At 39.8% G+C, this 22,201-nt stretch carries 17 protein-coding genes; 2 read left to right on the forward strand and 15 right to left on the reverse strand.

Going from position 1 to position 22,201, the window contains the following annotated elements; translation table 11 throughout:
* Window positions 1-20 precede the first annotated feature (20 nt).
* On the forward strand, window positions 21-2,282 hold the full coding sequence (locus QNI22_RS23600) for an FdhF/YdeP family oxidoreductase (protein ID WP_314514309.1): 2,262 nt from the start codon (window positions 21-23) through the stop codon (window positions 2,280-2,282).
* A 38-nt stretch (window positions 2,283-2,320) separates the two neighbouring features.
* Here the strand turns inward: QNI22_RS23600 and QNI22_RS23605 are convergent, their stop codons facing one another.
* Complete coding sequence (locus QNI22_RS23605; protein ID WP_314514311.1) at window positions 2,321-2,836, reverse strand: hypothetical protein; 516 nt, start codon at window positions 2,834-2,836, stop codon at window positions 2,321-2,323.
* Between the two features lie 84 nt (window positions 2,837-2,920).
* Here QNI22_RS23605 and QNI22_RS23610 point away from each other — a divergent pair, with 84 nt between their 5' ends.
* Window positions 2,921-3,562, forward strand: coding sequence for a class I SAM-dependent methyltransferase (locus QNI22_RS23610; RefSeq protein ID WP_314514313.1), 642 nt, complete (start codon window positions 2,921-2,923; stop codon window positions 3,560-3,562).
* Here QNI22_RS23610 and QNI22_RS23615 read toward each other — a convergent pair whose 3' ends face one another.
* From QNI22_RS23615 to QNI22_RS23680, 14 genes are all read right to left on the reverse strand, one after another.
* Window positions 3,563-4,543, reverse strand: coding sequence for a glycosyltransferase (locus QNI22_RS23615; RefSeq protein ID WP_313982572.1), 981 nt, complete (start codon window positions 4,541-4,543; stop codon window positions 3,563-3,565). It lies immediately after the preceding gene.
* A gap of 435 nt (window positions 4,544-4,978) precedes the next feature.
* Window positions 4,979-7,351 (reverse strand): TonB-dependent receptor domain-containing protein, encoded by a 2,373-nt coding sequence (locus tag QNI22_RS23620; protein ID WP_314514314.1) that lies wholly within the window; start codon window positions 7,349-7,351, stop codon window positions 4,979-4,981.
* Window positions 7,352-7,433: 82 nt separating this feature from the next.
* Window positions 7,434-9,773 carry a TonB-dependent siderophore receptor gene (locus QNI22_RS23625; RefSeq protein WP_314514316.1) on the reverse strand — a complete coding sequence of 780 codons (2,340 nt, stop codon included), beginning with the start codon at window positions 9,771-9,773 and terminating at the stop codon, window positions 7,434-7,436.
* Between the two features lie 105 nt (window positions 9,774-9,878).
* Window positions 9,879-11,009, reverse strand: coding sequence for a PepSY-associated TM helix domain-containing protein (locus QNI22_RS23630; RefSeq protein ID WP_314514317.1), 1,131 nt, complete (start codon window positions 11,007-11,009; stop codon window positions 9,879-9,881).
* 3 nt (window positions 11,010-11,012) lie between these two features.
* Window positions 11,013-13,469: a TonB-dependent siderophore receptor gene (locus tag QNI22_RS23635; protein ID WP_314514318.1), complete on the reverse strand. Its 2,457-nt coding sequence runs from the start codon at window positions 13,467-13,469 to the stop codon at window positions 11,013-11,015.
* A 116-nt stretch (window positions 13,470-13,585) separates the two neighbouring features.
* The gene (locus QNI22_RS23640) at window positions 13,586-13,924 is read right to left on the reverse strand and encodes a DUF6686 family protein (protein WP_314001390.1); all 339 of its coding nucleotides are present in this window, start codon (window positions 13,922-13,924) and stop codon (window positions 13,586-13,588) included.
* Window positions 13,925-13,972: 48 nt separating this feature from the next.
* The gene (locus tag QNI22_RS23645) at window positions 13,973-14,476 is read right to left on the reverse strand and encodes a Fur family transcriptional regulator (RefSeq protein WP_314514320.1); all 504 of its coding nucleotides are present in this window, start codon (window positions 14,474-14,476) and stop codon (window positions 13,973-13,975) included.
* A gap of 84 nt (window positions 14,477-14,560) precedes the next feature.
* On the reverse strand, window positions 14,561-15,586 hold the full coding sequence (locus tag QNI22_RS23650) for a hemin-degrading factor (RefSeq protein WP_314514321.1): 1,026 nt from the start codon (window positions 15,584-15,586) through the stop codon (window positions 14,561-14,563).
* A gap of 73 nt (window positions 15,587-15,659) precedes the next feature.
* A complete protein-coding gene (locus tag QNI22_RS23655; RefSeq protein ID WP_314514322.1) occupies window positions 15,660-16,538 on the reverse strand; it encodes a heme ABC transporter ATP-binding protein in 879 nt (292 codons plus the stop codon).
* 51 nt (window positions 16,539-16,589) lie between these two features.
* Window positions 16,590-17,672: a FecCD family ABC transporter permease gene (locus tag QNI22_RS23660; protein ID WP_314514323.1), complete on the reverse strand. Its 1,083-nt coding sequence runs from the start codon at window positions 17,670-17,672 to the stop codon at window positions 16,590-16,592.
* Window positions 17,669-18,520: a heme/hemin ABC transporter substrate-binding protein gene (locus QNI22_RS23665; protein WP_314514324.1), complete on the reverse strand. Its 852-nt coding sequence runs from the start codon at window positions 18,518-18,520 to the stop codon at window positions 17,669-17,671. The genes QNI22_RS23660 and QNI22_RS23665 overlap by 4 nt, the downstream gene beginning before the upstream one ends.
* 233 nt (window positions 18,521-18,753) lie before the next feature.
* Window positions 18,754-19,356 (reverse strand): HmuY family protein, encoded by a 603-nt coding sequence (locus QNI22_RS23670; RefSeq protein ID WP_314514326.1) that lies wholly within the window; start codon window positions 19,354-19,356, stop codon window positions 18,754-18,756.
* A gap of 52 nt (window positions 19,357-19,408) precedes the next feature.
* Window positions 19,409-19,810 carry a hypothetical protein gene (locus tag QNI22_RS23675; protein WP_314514328.1) on the reverse strand — a complete coding sequence of 134 codons (402 nt, stop codon included), beginning with the start codon at window positions 19,808-19,810 and terminating at the stop codon, window positions 19,409-19,411.
* A 35-nt stretch (window positions 19,811-19,845) separates the two neighbouring features.
* Entirely contained in the window at window positions 19,846-21,975 is a 2,130-nt protein-coding gene (locus QNI22_RS23680; RefSeq protein WP_314514330.1) for a TonB-dependent receptor plug domain-containing protein, read from the reverse strand.
* Window positions 21,976-22,201: the final 226 nt, after the last annotated feature.

A 22,201-nucleotide genomic window follows, 5' to 3' on the forward strand; every position in this document is an offset into this window, starting at 1 on the left:
ATTTTAAAGAATAATAAATCATGTCAACCACAAATAAACCTCATCCGTATAAACATCCAGCAGGAAATTTTGCCGCATTAACGACAGTTTTGAAAAGACTGTCAGAGAATAAATCTTTGTTGACAGCTACTCCGGTATTGGCAAAGCTAAATAAACATGGTGGTGTAGATTGTCCTAGCTGTGCATGGCCAGACCCAAAGAAGACTCACTTTGCTGAGTTTTGTGAGAATGGAGCCAAAGCCATAGCTTCTGAGACAACGAAAATCCGAGCCAATGCAGATTTCTTTCGGAAGTATACAGTATCTGAACTTTACAAAAAAGATGGATACTGGCTCGAACAACAAGGTCGGCTTACCGAACCTATGTGGTACAATGCAGCTACAGACCATTATGAACCTATTAGCTGGCAAAATGCTTTTCAAAAAATTGCCCAGCATTTGAATAAATTACCAGATCCCAATCAGGCTCTATTTTATACTTCCGGGCGAGCCAGTAATGAATCTGCCTTCCTATTCCAATTGTTTGCCCGTGAGTATGGCACCAACAACATGCCGGACTGTTCGAATATGTGTCATGAAGCTACCAGTGTAGCACTTGCTGAAGTGGTAGGAGTTGGTAAGAGTACCATTGAGCTGGAAGACTATGAGAAAGCGGATACCATCTTTATTTTTGGCCAAAACCCTGGCACCAATCATCCCCGTATGCTTACAGACCTGGAAAAAGCCAATCAACGGGGATGTAATATCATTGCGGTAAATCCGCTCAAAGAAGCAGCACTGGAATCGTTCATTCACCCTCAACACGTAACTGAACTATTGCTGCAACGATCTTCAAAGATTGCGACTCAATATATGCAGGTACACATTGGTGGAGATCTGTCCTTAATTAAGGGATTAATTAAATATGTATTGGAGGCTGAAGCCAAACAACCCGGACAGATCGACAGAGAATTTATCGAGCAGCACACAGTTGGTTTTGAAGCACTGAAAGAGGATATTGAAAATACATCCTGGGGAGAGATTCTGTCTCAATCAGGTATATCCAGAGAAGAGATTGTAAAAGCGGCTCAGACCTATCTCAACTCAAAGAATACAATCTTCTGCTGGTGCATGGGAGTCACTCAAAACAAACATGCTGTACTTACGATTCAGTATCTTGTCAATCTGGCTTTGCTGAAAGGCAATATAGGTCGTCCGGGTGCGGGACTTGCACCTGTTCGCGGCCATAGCAACGTGCAGGGCAACAGAACCGTTGGAATTACAGACAACCCTCCTAAAAAATTACTGGAGGGTATTCAAAAAATATTTGGATTCATTCCTCCTGCGCAGAAAGGCTACAATACGGTAGAAGCTATGAATGCTATGTATGAAGGTAAAGCAGGTGTTTTTATTGGTTTAGCAGGTAATTTTATCTCTGCCACACCAGACACGGCCTATTCAGAAGCAGGTATGCGTAAATGTGATCTGACTGTTCATATCAGCACAAAACCCAACCATAGCCATTTTGTGACAGGTAAAGAAGCTTTGATTCTTCCGTGTCTTGGCAGAACAGAAATCGATGTTCAGAACGGGATATCCCAGCAGATTACCGTCGAAGACTCCAATTGTATGGTCCATGCCAGTGAAGGACACAATAAACCTGCCTCTGAACACCTGAAATCAGAATGTACGATCATTGCAGGTATGGCACAAGCAACCCTTCCTCAATCAAAAGTTTCCTGGGATACTCTGGTGAAGGACTATAGCCTGATCCGAACCAAAATTGCAGAGGTATTGCCAGAGTTTGCCAACTACAATCAATTGATTCAGCAACCAGGTGGGTTTTATTTGCGTCCGGCCTCATCCAAACGCGTCTGGAATACAAAGTCAGGAAAAGCTCAGTTCACTTCAGGTGCACTACCCAATCTGCAATTGCAGCCTGGTCAACTAACGATGGCAACCATCCGATCACATGATCAGTTTAATACAACGATTTATGGACTGGAGGATCGCTATCGGAATATTCATGGAGAGCGGGATGTTATTTTTATGCATCCGGAAGATATGGAACAACGTGGAATTCAGAACTTTGACCGGGTAGACATTACCAGTTATGCTCCGGATGGCAGTCAACGAAAGGTTCACAACTTTAAGGTTGTCCCTTATGATATTCCCAAAGGATGTGTGGCAACTTATTATCCGGAGGCAAACCCATTGGTTCCAGTCAGTTCCTACGCCGATGGAAGTATGACCCCTTCATCCAAGTATGTTGTGGTTACTGTACAAAAAACTTTACACTCATAAATCCTTTAAGTCCTTGTTAGACAAAACAAGGACTTTTACTATTCCTCTTCTCTCACTATTGTTATTGGTAAATTCAAACCTTTCTGCAATTGCTGGTAACTTTCTATATTCGATAGATCCTGACTATAGACATTAATTAATAATGTAGAATCAGATTTTAGTATGTTAAATGTATATCCTGCATGACCAGGATAATGCTCAACTATCTTTGCGTTAACCATATATTGTATATATTCAGTAATTGATTTCTTATTTGATGCATCAAGTTTCAGTGTTTTTTTATATTCTACTTTCTGATCATTATACGCAGAACCACAAGTAATTCTATACTTCTCATAATCCAAATAAAAATTCATGTCCCTTTTTGCATAAATTGTCATCATCTCTCTATGTCCACCCCACTCACCACATTCATCAAAATAGGTTTCTATCAATAATCTTTTCTCAGACCCAGAGGAACCTAAGTCTATCTCATCAAAAAAACGATCATTTGAAACTGGATTTGAATGACAAGCAATCTGTAACAATAGGCAAAAAAGAAGGATATATCTCATTTTATTTTTATATGATCTTAATTTATTGAACCATTATTTCCTGGTTAACCGTATTCATTCAACCTTTTACTTTAAATATAACAGATGCCTTCACAATCCAAAAACAACTTCAATGGCATTGCTCCTGTTTATGATCTACTCAGTACACTTATCTTTGGTAATACCCTTTTGAAAGCTCAAAAAGCTTTTCTGCATCTCATTCCTGAAAATGCTACTATTTTGTTTATTGGAGGAGGTACAGGTAAAATTTTACCAGATATCCTTAAGCGAAAGCCACAAGCTATCTGGTATGTAGAAAAGTCAGAAAAGATGTTGCAGCAAGCTCGAAAACGAATCTCCAATCTCTCTATGCTTCCCATTCACTGGATAGAAGGAGATGAAAATCACCCAGTAGTAAAGGAGAATCAGTTTGATGTTGTCCTTACCTTTTTCCTTTTTGACCTATTTGATAAACCAACCTTGCATACATTAATTCAAAGGCTCTATGCATCTCTGAAATCGAATGGGCTATGGATGGTAGCAGACTTTGCACCTCAGAATAAGACCTGGATAGCACGTACACTGATGAAAAGTATGTACACCTTTTTTCGGATAGTCAGTCAGGTACAAGCCTCACAACTGGAATCCTATATAGATATACTGGAATCTTTATCTCTTCATCCTGTTCATAGTAAGCTATTCTATGCCCGAATGATCCAATCTATAGTCTATCGTAAAACTATATGATCAGGATTTAAACCACTTACGCCATCCTTCTGTCAGAAAGCCAATGCCATATCCGGTAAGCTGTGTAAACACTGCCCGTATACTCAATAGGCCAATCCAGATACTATGGGTTTGAACAGTGGCGTGCAGAAAAATCAAACCTACATATAACAGCAAAATCCAACACGCAAGGGTAAACAGGGGCCATCCTGTAAGCAATTGAACCACAAGCCATAACACTAATGAGCAGCAGAACAGAAAGAATAATGCAGGAAACCAGTGTACCAGTTTGAGTTCTTCAGGAAAAAAACGGGATATATTGATACGTGCCCGTCCAAAGAAATGAAGCTGTTTAAAAAATTGACCGAATGTACTGCGTCGTTTGTGATATACATAGGCATCCGGAATCAATCCGGATTGAAATCCAGCCCGGATAATCCGGATACTGAACTCAATGTCTTCTCCCATACGGGTAATGATAAACCCACCCACTTTCTCATATACCTTCCGGGAAAGCCCCATATTAAACGACCGGGGATGAAACTTTCCTCCCAGCGTTTTCTTCTTCCCTCGTATTCCACCTGTTGAGAAAGGAGAGGTCATGGCGTAACTGATGGCTTTTTGCACCTGATTAAAATCTGGGCTAGCTGCATCCGGACCACCATAAAGATCGTATCCGTAGGCATTGAGATCTTTTTCTACTGCTGCCAGATAATGGGTAGGAATAATACAGTCTGAATCAAAAATAATAAAGTAATCTCCGGTGGCGTGCTCAAACCCAAAGTTACGCGTAAACCCCTGTCCACTATTTTCCTTGAAAAAATACCGCACCTCCAATCGGTCTGCAAATGATGCAACAATTTCCTTTGCATCGTTTTTGGAGCCATCTTCTATCACCAAAACTTCAAAGTTTGTATAGGTTTGTTTGGTTAGGGATTCAAGTAACTCCCTAATCTCATCAGGGCGATTGTATAGTGGAATAATGATGGAGTACTTTCTCAAAGCAATGAGTCATTTTGATTTCCGACAAAGATAAAGGCGTTTTATGAAATCAACTGCACCCTCACTGAAAATACATTTTATATAATTGTCTCACACATGATTCAGCCCAAATTTGTGTGTTTATCATATCTGAAAAAAATAGAGCCTACACCATTAAGAGATTGTAGGCTCTAACTTATTTCTGAAAGGGTTCTTCCTATATTTTCTCAGATTCCCAATCATGGTTCTTCCTGTGGCTTCTTCATTTTTTGCTTGCCCAAAAAATGAAGCAAAAAAGGGCAAAAAATTCCAAAGCTTCGCCCCACAGGGCCAACGCTAGGCCCGCGGAATTTTTATCCACACGCACCTACACGACCACACATGATTGAATTAGACTTTTCTCTCTTTGTAACTTTTTTTCCTGAGAAGTTAGGCTGGTTCATGTAAAGTAGAATATTAAAATTTAAAAACCACATTTGCAGACAATCTGCGTAGCATCTGAGGTTCAATGGTTGACCATCCCTTCCAATAGTGTTGATTGGTTATATTGTCTAGTTTCAAAGCAAATCGAAACGATCTCACAGAATAAAATGTCGTTGCATTCAGGATAGTATAGGAAGGTACTGTAAATACTCCTATAGTAGCATTGTTGGATACTTTATTTTCACTTGCATAATTTCCACCTACACCAAATCCCAATCCTTTAGCATTGCCATTAGTAATCGCATAGCTTAACCAAAGATTTGCCAGTGTCTTAGGCCCCGCATTGATAGGACGACGATTCAGGTCAATAGCATCTGTATTCTCATTGATGCTTTCATTGTGGCTGTATCCTGCAATAATATGTAAGCCAGTAACCGGATTAAAAGTAATATCTGTCTCAAATCCGCGGCTATACATATCTCCATTCTGAATGGTAGTACCTGCAGGTCCGTTATTATCTGCGCGAACTACATTGCTTACATAAATATTGTAGTAACTAATAGTTCCAACCAGTTTGCCTTTTAATGCTTCCAGCTTTACTCCTCCTTCTATCTGATTTGCCTGTGTAGGCTTAAATACACGAATACTTCCATCTGGCTGAGAAGAAGGTGCCACATTCTGGAAACCATTCATATAATTAGCAAAAAGCGAAACCCGATCTTTCACCACCTGATAGATCAAGCCAAGTTTAGGAGATACAGCTGTTTGTGCATAATCTCCACTTTTTGTATTTGTAGATACATCCTTTACACCTTTATTATCAAATCTATCTACCCGAACACTTGCCATTGCCAACAAATTTTCGGTTAGATTCAATACATCTGAAACATAGGCGCTGTATACATAGGTGTTATAAATGTATTTATAGACATAGGGATCTTGTGAAACTTTTGCATCTACAGCCTGTTTTGTCAGTAACGAGTATCCTGGATCTCCATGTACAGATACTTTATCAAAATAGGTATAAGTTGCGGCATCATTCAATTGCGAATTAAATATATCTATACCCATTACGATACGATTTCGCATGCTACCCAAGTTAAAGTCCCCTATAAAATTTTGCTGGAGATCTGTTGTAGTACCAATGGAATTCTGTAAACCTACAAATCGGGAAAGTGTATCATCATCGGCTCCAATAAACATAGCATACGAGTACAAACCATCTGATTTACGGATACTTCGTGAAAAGGAAGTCTGTGATGTCCAGCTATTAGATAACTTATAGTTCATCTGGCCATATAGGTTCACTGTTGGATTTTTCAGTGTAATATCATTGCTGGTAAACGATTGTGAATAATCCATGTTTAACTCAGCAGGTGTCTTAGCGATTAATTCACGTCCACGATTCAGGAACACCATCAATGGATTGGTAGCTTCTGAGTTATAAAACTCAGCATTCAAAAGAAAGGATAATTTATTGCTTACTTTGTATGAAATAGAAGGAGCAACAAACATAGTTCTTTTAAAACCTGCATCCTGAAAACTACCCTCATATTGATAAGCGCCATTTACACGCAACAATAATGTTTTTTCCTTGTTAACAGGTGTGTTTACATCAACAGACAAACGGTTCAGATCATACCCACCCATTGTGTAAGAGATCTCGCCTCCAGCAGTTTCATAGGGCTTTTTGGTGTTTATATTGATCAACCCACCAAAAGATACCAAACTGCTACCAAATAATGTTCCTGAAGGTCCTTTGATTACCTCTACACTTTCTATATTGGCAGGATCAAGTCCTCCATTGGTTAAGCCAGCTATACCATTTATCATAGAAGGTTGTACAGCAAAGCCTCTGATAGAGAAATAGGCAGCGCCATCTCCTCCACGACCAGTAGCGGACCATAGCTTATCTATTCCCGGACTATTTTTCACAATATCATTAAAGTTGGTAATAACTTGTTCAGTAATTAGTTCCTTTCCTATCACATTATATACCTGAGGATTTTCCAGATTCTTTATAGGCAAACGGGATACATAAGGACTCTCTTTTTTGGAAAATTTATTGGTATTACCAGTAACAACTACCTCTTGTAACTGTTCGGCAGATTCCTGTAATCGTATTTCGTCTACTTGCGTAGTTTTGCCAGCCTCTACTGTTACTTCCTTTTCCTGCGGGGTAAAACCTACAATAGAAGCCTGAAGAGTATAGGTACCTGCATTAGCCCGCAATGTGTAGTTACCCTTTTCATCAGTTACTGTTCCAGCATTACTTCCTTTTAAAGTTACAGTAACAGAGGGAGCGACTTGCCCTTCAACTGTTTTGATAGTTCCCCTCAAAATGCCTTTTTGGGCATATACGCTAATGCTAAACAATAGCAACAATACTAGATTTAGATGTTTCATTGGTTTGTATAAAGTGTAATTGATAGAAGAGTTTTTCTATGATAAGGACATACAGAGATGTCCCTATCATAGCATTGACGAATCAGAATTTATAAGAAACTGAGGCTGCAATATTTCTGGGGTTCATAGGATTATTGTTCAATCCCCACATTTTCTGATCTGTGAGATTATTCAGTTTAAAAGCGAATCTCCATTTAGGCTGATCATAAAATACTGTAGCATCTATCAGTGTATAGGCCGGTAGTGTAAGAGAGCCGCCTTCATTATGTGTATATGCTTCACTTACATAATTACCACCAAAACCTGCCCCCAATCCTTTCGCACCTCCATGAGGCACTTTGTAACTCAACCAAAAGTTTACAAATGTTCCAGGCAACCCTGTGGTAGTACCTTCAGTGCCTTCATCAGCTTTTATATATTTATACTCATTGGTTCCAAAACCTGCTATAACAGATAAACCTGTAATAGGCTCAGCGATAATATCAACCTCTAACCCTTTGCTTCGCTGTTTTCCATCCTGAATAGAATATCCTGCACGAGAGGGGTCCTGACGGATTGCATTGGTGACATCAATGTTGTAATAGCTGATTGTAGCACTTAGTTTATGAGAGAAGGCATCCATCTTCACACCTACCTCCCACTGATTGCCATTTTGCGGTTTGAAGTTTGTGATGTTTCCATCAGGTTGTCTAACCGGACCGTTATTCTGAAAACCATTCATATAATTGGCAAATACACTTACCTGATCTTTTACAGGCTGATACACCAGACCAAACTTAGGCGACAATGCAGTTTGAGCATATCCTCCACTATAGTCAGAGTACATTACGGCAGTTCCTTTGTAGTCATATCTGTCTACCCGCAGACTCAACATAGCCATCAGTTGCTCTGTGATATTTACTACATCGGAGATATAAGCACTGTATATATAAGTTTTGGAGGATTGTCTTGCATGGATGAGAGAAGATCTCAGCGTTTTTACTCTATCTAGCGATACAGGGCCATACAAACGATGTACATTAATAGTATCGTAAGGCATGCGTGTATTAAAGGCATTATTTACAAATACACTATTGACACTCTTTGAATAATATACATCAGCCCCTATCACTATACGGTTGCGAATACCTGCTATTCTGAAATCACCTGTAAAGTTTTGCTGAAACTGCATATCTGTTGTTCCACCCTGTACAGTCTCTACACTTCTGCTGACAATCGAATCATTTCGCCAGCTATTCCATTGTGCCACAAACTCATCGTCATGATTTGAAGCCGATGAAAATAATGTATTGGACGTCCAGTTACCTGATAGCCTATAAACAGCCTGAGCATAAAAAACCTCACTGCCGCCACGATTCATCATATCATCAGAATTGAGAGACTGATTGTATCGGATAGGCAGGTCTTTGATATTTTTAACGGAAACACCTGAGAAATTCTGGATGGGTAATAAGGTCAATGCAGAACGCAATATCTCTGCTTCAAAATTTAATGTAAGTCTGTTGTCTACTTTGTAGGTTAATGTAGGGGCTACTACAAAACGTCTCTGTCCTCCCCAATCCATGAAACTTCCTTCACTATGAAAAGCTGTATTGAGACGGAACAATAATGTTTTTTCTTTATTTAGTGGGGTATTGATATCTGCAGCCAGACGCGTAAGTCCCCAACTGCCTGTCGTAAAGTTTACATTTCCCTGAAATGTTTCCAGGGGACGTTTTGTAACGAGGTTTGTAAGTCCCCCAAAGGAAATCAGGCTGGAACCAAACAATGTACCGGATGGCCCTTTGATTGCTTCTGTACGTTCAACAGTTACAGGGTCTATTCCATTGTACTGTTGAGCGGCAAGTCCGTTTCGCATACGGGCACCTGTCCAGAAACCCCGAATAATAGAATACGTAAATCCATTGCTATATCCACCAAATGCAACAGCGGCTCCGGGTACGTTTCGCAGTGATTGTTTGTAATCTGTAATAACCTGCTCTTCCATTAACTCTTTGGAAACCACATTGTACACCTGAGGATTTTCCAGATTCTTAATAGGAAGACGAGATACCAACGAACTTTCTTTGTTAGCGAATTTATTTGTATTGCTGGTAACGATCACTTCCTGCAGCTGTTCAGCAGATTCTTGCAAACGTATTTCATCTATCTGCGTGGTTTTAGCGGCCTCTACTGTTACTTCTTTTTCTTGCGGAGTAAATCCTACAATCGACGTTTGAAGTGTATAGGTACCAGGATTTGCCCGCAATGTATAACTCCCTTTTTCATCCGTTACTGTCCCTATTCTGGTATCTTTCAATACTACCGTTACAGAAGGAGCAGGTTGCCCTTCTACTGTCTTTACAATACCATGTATAGTTCCTTTTTGAGCGTAAGTTGCCAGGCTGACCAATATCAGCATGCATGCATACAAATGTTTCATTGGTTTGAAGAATAAAATAGATTGAAAATGGATAAAATAGGCAACAGGAGTCCAGGGATAGCCTGAAAAAGGCTATCCAATCCGCACTATCCTGATGCTTTAGGATTAAGGTACCGGGGCAAGTCGACGGGATCGCATCTTTCCAGAACCGGAGGGTTGTTTACTTTTTTTCTTTCGGTTCCACCAAATCATAAAGCCTGTTACAGGAAGGCTTGCCCCAAATAAGCCCCCGATAAAAGCAGCAAATTTTCCCAGGAAGCCAAACATCCGGCCTGTATGTAAATCATAGTTGGATACACGGATTTTATCAGCAGTTGCATAGTTGGTATGCAGTTCTTCCAATAGTAACTCACCGGAATATTGATCAAATGTCAGGACATTCTGTTTTCTGATAAACTGATAGGGATATCGCACTACAAAGCGAAATGTACCAACACTGTCTTTGGGCAGTTGAATACTGGCATACGCATACTCTCCATACGATTCGGCTATGGTAAAGAGAGAATCGAGAGAGCATTGTTTAGCAACAGGACGATAAGTAGAAGCTACTTTTTTCTTGTATGTCATTTTTGTACCATCCAGTTTATAAATAGTGGCAGGCACACTATCAAACACCCAGAAAATTCCAGTCCAGGCAATAGGCAGTAAAATCCACACCATATAGAATCCCCAGACATTATGCAGATCATAGTTGATGCGTTTCCAGGAAGCTGACCATTTCATTTTAAAGGCTGACTTCAACTGATTTCGTTTGGATGGGAACCACAGATAGAGTCCGGAAAGGAGCATAATCATAAAGATCAGCACATTCCATTTAATGATCTCTTCTCCTACTTCACCCAGCAACAGATTCAGATGTATCTGTAATACCAGAGCCATAAAATCCTGGTGCAATGCATAGTTACCTAACACCTCGCCTGAAAACGGGTTGATATAAATAATACCCCGCTTATTGGTATAGACCATCGCAGACGCATTAACCGGATTGTTTCGTAAACGCACCTGAGCAAGCTTTTCTTTCGGATAAGCAGTCTTTGCTATTTGTAGTAATCTTTCCGGACTTAGCCGGACTGCATTAGCAGGCCTGTTCACAAACAACAGGTCATGCTTAGTCCAACTATCATACTCTTCCTGAAACGCATACAATGCTCCGGTAGTGCTTACTATAAACAACACTAGCCCGGACGCTAGTCCGAGCCAGAGATGTATCTGACCAAGTATTTTCTTGAGTGTCATATGTTAAAATGTATAACCTACTCCTAACAGAAAGCTGCGGGGTGAACCAGGAAATAACCGGATACGATCATATCCACCTACCCAATGTGTTTTATTAGCCAAGTTATTGGCATTGACTTGAATTCTGAATTTAGCAACCTGATAATATAAGGCACCATTAATCAACTCATATCCTGGCAGAATGAAAGGTTCTGCACCAGCAGCCACAATTGATCCCAAACGTTCAGTAACAAAGTTTGCCCCGAATCCAACACCCAGTCCAGCTAACGGACCATTGGCAATCACATACTTTGTCCATATATTACCCTGATGTTTAGGGGCATTCGGCTTTTGTCTGCCAATCTCTTCCGGGTTGGCACTTTTGGTAAATGTTGCATCATTATAAGCATAGGATACAGAAAGGCTCCAGTTTTGAGCAATCTGTCCAAGCAGATCTATCTCTACTCCTTTGGATACCTCCTGTCCTATCTGAGAAAGTAAATCTGGATTAGAAGTATCTCCCGCATTATACAATGCCCCGTTAACTTCTAACTGATAGACAGAAAGATTGGCAAGAAACCGTTTGCCAAACCACTCTGTTTTCAAACCAACTTCCTTTAAGTTACTAATTAGCGGATCAAAAGGTCCACCAGCATTAGGAGTAGCAATTGTAGTAGCCAGTTGTGGCTGATATCCTTCTACATACGTTGCATACGCATTGATATGATCATTCACTGTATATACAAGGCCTACCCGTGGAATCAAAGCAGATTGTTTGATTGTTTCTTCAGAAGATAATTTATAATCCAGAATATCTGTGAAATAATCCTGACGCAACCCTAGCAACAACTGAAAGCGTCTGAAACGGATCTGATCCTGAATATATACTCCCTGAGAAGAGTAAAGGGTTGGTGCATAATCGGTACGTGAATAAAAGTACTTACTCATATCTGCCAGGTAGTATGGATTATCTGCTGTTAAATCCATGTGTGCTACATTGGGCACTGGATTACCCTTAGCATCTAGCAGATAGTTGGACTTCTTCTTCGGATCATAGCTATTAATAGCTCCTGTATTAGACGCATTCCGATAACCTCTTGCGACAAGCTGAGATCCACCGGCAGCCAGTACTTCCTGAGCATAGTCATAACCTGCTACAACTTTGTGTTCCAGAGGTCCCGTTCTAAAATCTATATTAAAGTAGCTGGTCAGATTATCATTGTGCCATTTACGGTTGCGGATAAAAACCTGCATCTCTACAAGATTAGGAATATTTACCCCCGCACTATCTTTTCCATAGGTATTAGCCGAACGATGTTCCAGCAGATCTTCCTCAAAGCCAGCTTTCATATAAGCCATATTAAAGCTTACCGCTTTGGAAAAGCGATGATTGAGCGATACTGTTACCAGGTAAGAACTTTCTTTCAGATAGTCGTTGACCCGGCTCAATGATTTGGAGATAGAGGACGAATAAATATCTCCATCTCCTAATACAGCTTGTCCCCGATCCAAACGACCTTTGGATTGCTGATATACCAGATCAAAATTTACACGAGTATTCTCAGTAGGAAGGAATGTAAAGGAAGGAGCAACAATAACATTTTTATCAAATTGCAAGTCACGAAATGACTGGGCATCTTCATATCCAAGATTTAAACGATACAACAACGTTTTATCCTCATTCATAGGTCCTGTAAAATCAGCTGTTGCACGAAATGTATCAAAGCTGCCCATCTGAAAGTTCAATGATTGCCGTTTTTCAGCAAGAGGTTTTTTAGTAACCCGGTTTATACTTCCTCCAGGAGAAGTATTTCCATATAAGGCAGAGGCAGGCCCTTTAAGTACTTCAATTCGTTCCAGGTGTGGTGTAAGCCCTTGTTTCCAGAAGCTGGCAAATGATCGCATTCCATTTACCAATGAACCATAGTTATCATTTCCACTCACCCGATGTCCTCTGATGGTAAGATCATTATAGAAAGTAAACTGACTCACCCCACTTATATTTTTTACAGCTTCGTTTACTCTGAAAACTCCCTGATCCTGTAATATCTCCTTAGTCACATAACTTACAGACTGAGGAATGTCTTTTATTAACGTTGAAGACTTAGTAGCCACAAATGTAGCGTCATTTTTATAGGTGGTTTCTTTACGACCTGTAATCTCAACCTGCTGCAATGTCTCAGCAGCTTCATTTAATGCGATAGATAAAGTTACAGTCTCATTATCTTTAACAAGTACAGGTTGCTGGTATACTTCATAGCCTATACTTGAGACCAATACTGTATAATCCCCAGCTGGTACTGATAGTGTAAATGAACCATCTGATTTAGTAGATACACCCATTTTAGTATTTTTTAATGTAACACTGGCAAGTTCTACAGGTTTCCCTTTCACATCGGACACGGTACCAGACAGTATACCATTCTGAGCAAAAACAATGTGTGCAAATAAGAATAGGCTAAATGTAAAAATGAATTTCATGTTTTGTGGTTTATTACTTTAGAGATAAGGAACAGACCATCCGGAGATAGTCTGTTCCTTTGACAATTTAATGAGTGAGAGGAATACTAGAGAGCGGCACAGAACTCCACATAGTATTAGTTTAGATTTTTGTTCACATTATGGCGCGTATCAAACCAAAAATTGGTTTGTTCAAGCATGGTATGTAATTCTTCGTATTCCTTATGTGAAAACATCAGATAGAAGTGTGGAACTGGCGTTTTCAATCCTACTTCCTTTCCCAGCGAAGTAGGATAACTCAGGCACCATCCTCCTATAAATTCACACAGAACCTGCTGGAAAGAGATCAATTCTGCTTCACTGAAAATAAACAGCATATTTTTGTATGCCACATTATAATATCCACAGCCTTCACAGCGTCCGATATATCCGTTAGGTGCTTGCACCAGCAGTTTTAGTGAATTAGTTTGACACATAAGCAATTACATTTAATTTTAATTAAATCTATTTCAGATATACTCTTGTCATTCCTTTGCTTTGTTCTGAGCCAGAAGTATATCTACCAATCTGTGCGGACAATTTTCCTGAATACAATGCCCATACAGTAATAAGTCATGTTGATGAATATCAAAATGAAGTACATTGCCCACCATATTCTGAATAAGCTGCACCCGAGGATCACAGAATTCAGTAAGTTTGTGGCAATCCAGACATACCAGATGATCATGTTGGCGAGATCCTATCGATTTTTCGTATACAGTGAGGTGATTGCCAAACTGATGCTTTCGAACCAATCCCGATGTTACCAGCAGATCAAGTGTATTATACACAGTGCTTTTACTAACCCGAAACTTCTTCTCTATTAATAATTGATATAGATCATCAACTGTAAGATGTTTGTCACTAACATAAATCTCTTCCAGAATCTTATATCTTTCCTGAGTTTTGCGTTGCTGCTGGCTTTCCAGATATTGAGTAAAAATATCTTTGATCTCCAGTAGTCTTTTTTTCAGTAAGGGCTGATCCATAGTGTTGATGAGTCGCAGAGAAAAATTTCAATAGTACAGCCCTTACTGAATTAACAGTAAATAGGGCTTTTGTCTGTTTTCCTATCAGGACTGGTAATATTCTACCAGTTGAGTCCATTCTGTTTTTTCGGGAATACCTGGTTTTCTCTTTCCAAAAATGAGAGCAATGTTGTTTCCATCTTTGTCAAATAATTCCAGACCAGTCACAATGCCATCTTCAGTTGGCTTGCGGGTTACCCATATCTGGTGAATATGATCTTCACGCAAGTGCATATTAAACATCGGGTCCAGTACATTAAACCATGGGCCTGTTGGCATCAGGCGTTCAATAGTACCTGTATGAATCTGAATACATCCCTGGCTAGCCACAAAAATCATAATAGGCAAACTGCTTTCAGAGGCAGCCTGAAAAATGTTACGTAAACTTTCCAGAGATAGTAAACGGGTGTATCCTTTTGGTGCTAAACGCAATCCCTGTGTACGGGATACCTGATATTTTTTCAGTAATCCGAAAAACTGATGAGTATCTGTCATTGCCAGCCAAGCCTGCTGGAATCCTTCAACATCAATGTCTGCATCGGGCAATTCAGCATCAGGTTCTGGCTTTAGAGAGATTTGCAGTATATCAGACTGTTCTGCATCACGATATTTGTCTATCAGCTGATTATAAGCCTCTATATTGCTATGTTCAGTCATGTAAATCTTATGCACAGCTTCACCATTTCGGGCAAAAAACTGAAGGCTAAGCCGGTCATTTTCATTCACAGCAAAACCGAATTGCCATTGCTGCATAAATAAACGCAGGTCGATGTCTTCTCCCAGCACTAAGCCTGTCAGGTCCTTAAAAGACACCTTTTCATACACACCATGCCGTTCATGAACACAGGAGTCATTGCGAGTTAATGCCATCACTTGTCCCAGGGTCGGCACCTCTTTCATTAAGTCTCGAAAATCGCCAGTCAAACGAGTAGCGGTATTGCCAAGTCCTGTAGCTACAAGTTCGGCTTCGCTAACATTCAACTGTTTGGCAGCATCACGAATCCGTACTTTAGGATTTTCATTTTTAAAACTTTCATATCGATCTCTCAGAGATAATTCAGTTGTCAGCATTGATATACAAAGATTAAGATGTATAAATAAATTTCAGGTGATAGTTACTACCTGTTCATATTCTTGATTCAGTTTATAGATAAAAGCCTTGGGATTGTCCATTGGATCTTTCCCATTTTTCTTCCAGCAGTGGTTGTTCAGAAAAAGACCGGCTATGGACAATAAAAGGATGAGTATATTCAGGAGGATGAATGATATCTACCGAAATATGGAAAGCAGAAAAAATATTGGCAGGCGTCATTACCTGAACTGGTTTTCCGAAGGCTATTGTCTTCCCACTGTTAAGAATCAAAACTTGATCTGCATATTGCATAGTCAGATTCAGATCATGCAGAATAGCAATCACACAAAAGTTACGGAGAGTAAGTGTTCGGATAATCTCCAACAGATTATGCTGATGATACAAATCCAACCCTGTAATTGGCTCATCCAAAAGCAAGTACTTAGGCTGAGGTGCAGGGTGAGGAAGACCATATATATCTTCTATATCTGTAAGCTGAGCCAGAACTTTAGCCAGCAATACCCGCTGTTGCTCTCCACCAGAAAGTGTAAGAAATATCCTGTCTCTTAAATGGATAATATCTGTCTGTTGTAAAGCATACTCTACAATCTCATGATCTTGTTTGGAAGGGCTGCCATCAAAATGAGGATAACGCCCCATCATGACCAGTTCAGATACATTAAAGTTAAAAGCCAATGCATTATTCTGTGCCAATACTGCCCGAAAACGAGCTAACTGATTGTTACGAATTGATTTCAGATTCTCACCTCTCATCTCTACTTTACCAGAATCTGGTGCTAATTCTTTACTCAGAATTTTCAGCAAGGTTGATTTTCCTGCGCCATTTGCTCCGATAATAGCCAGTAATTGCCCTGTCTCTGCCACAAAGGACACATTCTGTAATAAAGGTCTTCCAGCAATATGGTATCCGACTTTTTCTACATTAATCATGTGTAAAGCGCATTTAAAATAGTTTATTGAAACAGGTAATTAGCTTAAATATTATCTCTTATGTTCCTTTAAAAGGATATACAAAAACACGGGGGCTCCCAGCAAAGCTGTCAGAATACCAATGGACAACTCGGCTGGAGCGACAATGGTACGGGCAGTTAAATCAGCCAGCGTCAATACAATAGCTCCCAACAAAGCAGACCCTGGTAATACCAGACGATGATTGGCACCAACCAGTAATCGGATCATATGTGGCACAACCAATCCTACAAAACCAATAAGGCCAGCCATGGCAACAGATACCCCTACTCCAAGTGTACAAAAGAGAATCACCTGACGTTTCAAACTGGCAGCATTGATTCCCAGATGTTCGGCCTGACTTTCACCTAGTGAAAAGGCATTTAAGGCCTTACCCAATCTGGGCAGACCAAATAAGGTTATACAAACAAAAGGCAACAACACCCATACTACAGGCCAGTTTGCCCCTCCCAGGCTACCCAAGCTCCAGAAAGTAATGGTTCGTAGCTGTGCATCATTGGCCAGATAAATTAACAGACCTGTTAGTGCTCCTGTCAGCGCATTGACAGCAATACCAGCCAGAAGCATAGTGGAGATATGTATTTTACCTCCAGATCTCGAGATTTGATACACAAGAATGGTTGCCAAACAAGCACCCACAAAGGCAAATGCGGATAGGGCATATAATCCTACCCAGCCGGACAAATCACTAAGAATTTTTAGTTCTAAAACAATTGCAGACACCGCAAACAAGGAAGCACCTGAGGAAATTCCGATAAGGCCAGGGTCTGCTAATGGATTTCTGAATAACCCCTGCATAGCGGCACCAGTAATCCCCAATACTGCACCAATCATTACACCTAGCAATACTCTTGGTAATCTTATGACAGTCAGAATCAGTTGTTGTTGTTCCTCAAAATGCTGATTGGCTATACCCAACTGATTCAGAAATATGTAGTACAACTCAGATAAAGAAATCTTTACCGCACCTACACAAGCCGATATACAGGCAGAAACAACCAATCCAACAACCAATAATGTGAGAATTACTGATTGTTGAAAAGGCTTTCTTATCTGTATAAGGTTTGTGGCAGGCTTTTCGGCAGTAATGCTCATGGTGTAATTTGTGTCATTTTAGTATTCAGCTCTAAAACTGCCTGTCCTGCTCTTGGGCTAAATCCTGTTAAGAACTGCCCATCCATCTGCCAGATGCGTTTGTGTTTACCTGCATTGGTTTGAGCAATTCCTGGTACTTTCAGTAGTCCATCTATACCTCCTAAGCTTTCCAGGCCACTATCAAATAATAAAATGGCATCCGGATTAGCAGCTACCAGCGCTTCTGCTGTTAGTGGTTTGAAGTTTTCAAAATCATTGGTCGCATTTTGCCCACCAGCCAGTTCAATCATTGTTTTGGGTGCTGTGCGTAAACCAGCCACCAGCATAGTACCAGTACCACGTGCATAGATAAAGAGAACTTTAGGAGCCTTGGCAGGTTTCTTTACCTTTGCCAATGGTTCGTCAATCTTCTTAATCAAGGCAACAGCCTTCTGTTTCTGATTAAAATATTCAGCTACTCCCTGAATCAGTTTTTTGGCTCCATCAATTGAGTAGTCATATTCAAATAGAATCGTTTTTATTCCTGCAGACTGAAACTGTCCAACCAGTTCGGGCTTAATATCAATTGGTTTTCCATCCTTATCTTTGATCCCCACGATTAGTGTAGGTTGTAAAGCCAGCACAGCTTCTGCTCCTATAGTACGATTATGACCTACTTTCGGCTTCTTTTGCATTTCTGCAGGATAGTTACTAGTGATATCTGTTCCTACAATCTGATTTTGTAGCCCCAGTTCACATAAAATCTCTGTCACAGCACCATTCAGGGATACAATTTTCTGTTGTGCCCATGTTGCAGAACCCATCAACAGAGTTGTAACTACCAGCAAACATTGAACTATTTTTTTCATACGGTATAAATGGGAAGTGTTGATTCTTTCAGGCTTTAAGACCTATGTTCAGTTCCAGATCTTTTATAGACACGACCTTAGTATATAAAAGAAAAACAGGTATAATCTCAGTGAGCTTAACTTGTTTACTAGCTTTTGATATGAAGAAAACCTATATCTATTAACCAAACAATTTGATGTCTTTGGAAGCTCTCCTGAAACGCAAGGTATCAGAAGAATAAGTTACCAATACCTTATTCCAATGTCTTAGTACCATTAGGCTGATATACATAGCGGAATGTATAAAAACTGGTTTCATCAGCTTTAGTAGCATCAGGTGATGCAGGTGCTCCTTTATAATAGCTTAGGATCTCCACCTTAGCATATTTGCCATCTGCGGTCTTGATAAGTAAGAACTTACCAGCAATAGGAGTAACAATATGAGTTGTTTGATCATAACTATACCAACTCTTACCAGAAGAAAGCACTAATCCTGCTTGACTATCCTGTTTGAAAGTAACAGTATCAGAAACAGAAGCAATTTCATCAAATACACCTGTTTGTAAACTAGCAGCAGCACTACCAGGACCACTTACTCCAGAATTAAAGATAATCCCTGTCCTTTTGAAGGCGATATCCCATTTATTAGTAGCAGAATCTGCCCGAGAAATAGTATCTCCTTTTGCAAAACTGAAGAAAGTATAAAGCTTTGTAGATGTAGCATTCAGATCTTTGAAAGTGGTTGCTTCCAGAGGTGTTGCAGGCGTTGGATCATCATCGTCATTATTACAGGAAGAAAAAATAAGTGAAAAGCTTACCAGTAAAAGAAGTGATGATGCAACAATTGGATTTTTCATAAAATAAACGAGGTTTGTATGATAAAATATAAATTACTTTAGTGCTTTAGAGTTATACAGACAGTGTCTGTTTTTGAAGCATCAGCCAGTTTTCAGCCTCAGTTACTGTCTTGAAAAAAGTGGTCTGGCAACCCAAAAATTTCTTTATCAGCTTTCGCTGGAAATGTTTTGCATACCCAAGAGTTTCTGTTGTTTCTGCTACTATAGCTAATCCAAAGCAGTTAACATGTGTAGGTAATGCATGTGTTTTGAACCATCCGTCCTGGATTTGCAGGGCCAGTCTATCATGTTTCAGATACTGTTCAGTATAATGAAACAATAATCCAAAAGGCTGTCTCTTGTCAATTAGCATCTGTGATATAGACAGATACCCTTCCGTATCCAGCACTGTTATATTTTTGCCAAATTCAATCTGAGTAATGGCAGTACGATCATCTTTTGTAATTAAAACCATCTGTATTCGCTGGTTTCGTTTGTTGATTAAATAGTTTATTGGTTCTTCGCTAGTACGAATTGCAAACTTGTGTATACAATCCTTCCAGGAATCGTTGTAATCTGTGCTGTATTCCTAAAATTGAACAGGTTATCAATACCCGCCTGTACAGTCAGCATCTTCCGAAATGTTTTAGCCATAGCAATATTCCAGAGCATGTATCCCTTTACATATTCATCACCCTCATTCAAAGCTCCATTGCCATCCGTATCTGCCAGTCCATATTTGCCTCTGTAAATACCTCTTACACTGCCCGATATCCCTGTGCGGGTATCTTCATAAAAGAACTTGATATTACCAGAATGTCTTGATCGGTTAAGCAGACCTCCATATTGACTTTTCTTCATTCGGGAAGTTTTCAGGGTTTTAGGATCACGGATATATATTTTGCCTTCGGCAATCTGATTCAGTACATCCTGATCATAAGCATACAAAAGCTGATAGCCCGCCGATACAGAAAGATGTTTATTCAACTGATATGTCCAATCAGTTTCTATACCCTGCATGACAGAACGGGATATATTCTGATAGCCATAGATGTATTGTCCATTTGTTTTTTCAGCAAGAGGATGGGTATTTATCAGATTCTGGATGTTATTCCGGAAAAAGTTTATGTTCCCCATTACACGTGGGATTGGAGTAATTTTAAATCCGGCATTATACGCCACAGATCGTTCAGCCTTGAGTCGGCCTGTCTGGTTTAGCAATGTTGAATCTACCAGGTAGCGTGCGATTTGCCCCAGCGCCTCATAGGTATCAATACCAGCTTTCTGCTCTTCAATCCCGAATACGGAATAACCAACTGTTGAATTAGTAAAGTTGAGATATACCTGTCTGAAATCAGGAGCCTTAAAACCTGTACCCAATGAGGCACGGAAGGCTAACCAGGGAAGTATTTCATATTGACCAGATAACTTTGGACTTATCTGTCCACCATATAAGCTATGATGATCAAAACGTCCACCTGCAATTAAAGTCAGATCTTTATTAGCTAGCCATTCATACTGGAATAACCCATATACTGTTGAAAAATACTTTTTGTTTGTATAGCGCGTTGCAAAAACAGACTCACGTGTCCCCCCTCCGCCAAAAGTAATCGTATGTTTTTTTACAGGAGAAAACTCAGCAATTACTTCTGGTCGTAAGAATGTTTGTGTAAAGAAAGTTTCGTCATATACAGAATTATCTTTTTCATAGCTGAGTAGCGAAGATGTGTGGTACCGGGAGGCATATAAGCGGAAGTTTGTCTTAAACCGAGGTGCAAACTTTACTGTCAGTGTAGGATTTATATTCCAATCTGTCACTTTGCCAGTACCGCTAATTGTATCAGATGCTCCTTCCAAAGAAACGACAGAAGCGGATGTCTGAGATTCTGTAAAATATCTTCCTGAAAGTGAAAGCTTTACTTTCTCAGAGAAATCATAGGTTAGCTTAGTATTATAGGTATAATTGGTAAAAGGATCTACAGTATTCCCATATTCAGCAGGTGTAAAGTCATATCCACCTGTATGATACCGATTAACAAAAGTATATACACCCAGTTTTCTATACCTATAGGAGAAATCACCTGTGAGGTCAATTGTCTCGTTGGTTCCATACCGACCTTTTAGTGAACCTTTTAGCCCTTCAGGTTTCTCTGTAATTATATTGATAACCCCAGCTAATGCTTCACTACCATACAAACTGGAAGCAGGACCTTTTACAATTTCAATCTGTTTGATATTACCAACTGCTACTCTGGACAATTCCAATGTACCGGAAGTACGTCCTATCAATGGTTCCCCATCGACTAATATCAATGTATAATCAGGATCAAACCCTTGTATCTGGATTCCATTGCCATGATTTGTAACAGGCATAAGCCCTGTTTGCTCCTGTAGTACATCATTCAATCGCACAGATCCCATCTTCTGAATCTGCTTACCAGAAACTACCGTTACAGGCATAGGAAGTGCTCCTAGTTGGCGTTCACTCCGTGTAGCCGTTACCACAATTTCCTGAAGCTGTTGTATACTATCTATCTTACCTGTTTTCTTTTCTTCAGTTGTTTTTTGTGACTGAGCCCAAGAGGTAGAGATGGCTAACAAACTTCCAAAAAAGAGTAAACAGAGTCTTGGGCGTTTCATATACTTATTTAGACTAATTCCAAACAGCACAAACTTAGAGATGCCCTCGCATATGTGCAAGTTATTTTTAATTATTCTAAATAAAGGATACTTATTTAGAAAATCATTTCAGAGGCCAGATGGATGACAATACTGATAATCAGCAATTTTACTTTGGAGGGCTTGTGACAGATAAATAAGTCTTGTTTAAGATTTCCTTCCAGGTGACTTAGGGAGGGTTGTATAG

It is taken from the genome of Xanthocytophaga agilis (assembly GCF_030068605.1).
In the GTDB taxonomy this organism is placed as follows: Bacteria; Bacteroidota; Bacteroidia; order Cytophagales; family 172606-1; genus Xanthocytophaga; species Xanthocytophaga agilis.